The organism is Roseomonas sp. 18066 (genome assembly GCF_902706185.1).
Classification (GTDB): domain Bacteria; phylum Pseudomonadota; class Alphaproteobacteria; order Acetobacterales; family Acetobacteraceae; genus Pseudoroseomonas.
In genome coordinates, this window is record NZ_CACSJM010000295.1 from 1 (window position 1) to 2,167 (window position 2,167).

Annotated in this window: 2 protein-coding genes; one reads left to right on the plus strand and one right to left on the minus strand. The window is 71.8% G+C overall.

Annotation, left to right across the window (positions count from 1 at the left end; translation table 11 throughout):
• Positions 1 to 1,073, minus strand: a 1,073-nt coding sequence (locus tag GVN67_RS28775) for an MFS transporter (protein ID WP_160000725.1), incomplete at its 3' end; no start/stop codon positions are given.
• Positions 1,074 to 1,187: 114 nt separating this feature from the next.
• Here GVN67_RS28775 and GVN67_RS28780 point away from each other — a divergent pair.
• Positions 1,188 to 2,099, plus strand: coding sequence for a LysR substrate-binding domain-containing protein (locus GVN67_RS28780; protein ID WP_160000726.1), 912 nt, complete (start codon positions 1,188 to 1,190; stop codon positions 2,097 to 2,099).
• Positions 2,100 to 2,167: the final 68 nt, after the last annotated feature.

A 2,167-nucleotide genomic window follows, 5' to 3' on the forward strand; every position in this document is an offset into this window, starting at 1 on the left:
CCCATGTAGTAGCTGAACAGATATAGCGAGGAGGCCTGCGCCTTGGCCGTCGCCGCCCGCCGCCCGACCCAGGAGCTGGCCAGCGAATGCGAGCCGAAGAAGCCGAAGGTCATCAGCGCCAGCCCCGGCACCAGCAGCGCCAGGCGGTCGCCCGCCGTCAGCCCCAGCCCCGCCAGCATCACCAGCACCGTCAGCCACAGCACCCGCCGCCGGCCGAAGCGGTCGGCCAGGCCCCCCACCAGGGTCGAGCTGCCGATCCCCACCAGATAGACGCTGAACACCAGGGCGACGGCGCTTTGCGACAGCGAGAAGGGCGGCGCCAGCAGGCGGTAGCCGACATAGTTGAAGACGGTGACGAAGCCGCCCATGAACAGGAAGCCCTGCAAGTACAGCCAGCGCATCCCGCCATCGCGCAGATGCGTGGCGAAATTCCCCAGCAGGGCGGCGATCCGCAGCGGCCGCGGGCGGAACTGCCGCGACTCCGGCAGGCAGCGCCAGAAGATCAGCGCCGAGACCAGCCCCAGCCCGGCGATGCCGCCCACCGCCCAGCGCCAGCCGCCAAGGTCCAGCAGCAGCCCGGCGCCGACCCGCCCCAGCAGCCCGCCCAGCGCGGAGCCGCTGATATAGAGCCCCATGGCATAGCCGCTGGAGCGCGGATGCACCTCTTCGGCAATGTACGCCATCGCGACGGCTGGCAAGCCGCTGAGCATCAACCCCAACAGCGCCCGCAGAATCAGAAAAGAAAACCAGCCCGGGGCGAAGGCGGCGGCCAGGGTCAGCAGCGCCGAGCCGAGCACCGCCACCACCATCACCGGCTTGCGCCCCAGCGTCTCGGAGGCGGCGCTGGCCACCAGCATGGCGAAGGCCATCACCGCGGTCGGCAGCGACAGGGCCAGCGCCGCCTGCGCCGGGCTGACCTGGAAGCCGTCTGAAAATGCCGGTAGCAGCGGCTGCACGCAGTAGAGCAGCGCAAAGGTTGAAAACCCCGCGCACAGAAAAGCAAGATTCGTGCGGCGGAAGGCGGCGGTACCGCGCTCGATGAAGGGGATCTCGGGAGACAGGGCGGCGGACATCGCAAAAGGATCCCTGGGGTGCGCTGCAACATGCGCGGCCCGTGATAGTCTGGTCATTGGCGCTGTCCGGCGAAATGCTTCGGCGCCGCCGAACAGCCCTCCGGAGCCTGCCCCTTGGAGCTTCGCCATCTCCGCGCTTTCCTGGCCGTCGCCGAGACGCTGCATTTCGCCCGGGCGGCGGAAAAGCTCGGCCTGTCGCCGCCGTCCCTGACCGAGCAGATCCAGGCGCTGGAGCGGCATCTGGGCGCCCGGCTGTTCCGCCGCAGCAAGCGCGAGGTGGCGCTGACGGACGCCGGCACCCTGTTCCTGGCCGAGGCCGTCCCCGCGCTGCGCCAGCTGGAGCGCGCCGAGCGCATCGGCCGCCAGGCCGGGCGCGGCGAGCGCGGCATCGTCACCATCGGCTTCGCGGCGTCCGCAGCCTTTTCCGGCGTGCTGGCCGCCTGCATCCGCGACTGGCGCCGCGCCCATCCGGAGGTGTCGCTGCGGCTGCAGGAGATGGAGACCGTCCCCCAGGTCGAGGCGGTCGCCGCCGGCGAGATGGATGTCGCCTTCATCCGCCCGCCCTTCATCGCGCCGCCCGGCGTCACCGCCATCCGCCTGCTGCGCGAGACGCTGGTGATCGCGCTGCCCGACAGCCACGCGCTGGCGGCGCTCCCCGCCATCGCCGCGGATGCCCTGGCGGAAGAGGATTTCATCGCCCCCGACCCGGAGCGCGCCGGCTTCCACCACTATACCGAGCAGCTCGGCGCCCGCGGCGGCTTCACCCCGCGCATGGCGCATCGCGGCCGCGACCTGGTGGCGGTGGCCAGCCTGGTGGGGTTGGGCCTCGGCGTCGCGGTGGTGCCCGCGTCGCTGCGCGACTGCGTGCAATTGCCGGGGCTGTGCTACCGCCCGCTTTCCGGCGCGCCGATCCTGGCCGATATCGCCGCCGCCTATCGCCGCAACGAGGCGGCGCCGGCCGCCCGCGACTTCATCCGCCAGCTGCGCCAGGCCGCGGCGCAGATCGCCTCCGAGGACCCTGCCTGAGCGCCCCTTGCGGCGGCCACGCCCCCGCCGCAGCCTGGCCTGTCTCCTATACACATCTCCGATCCCAC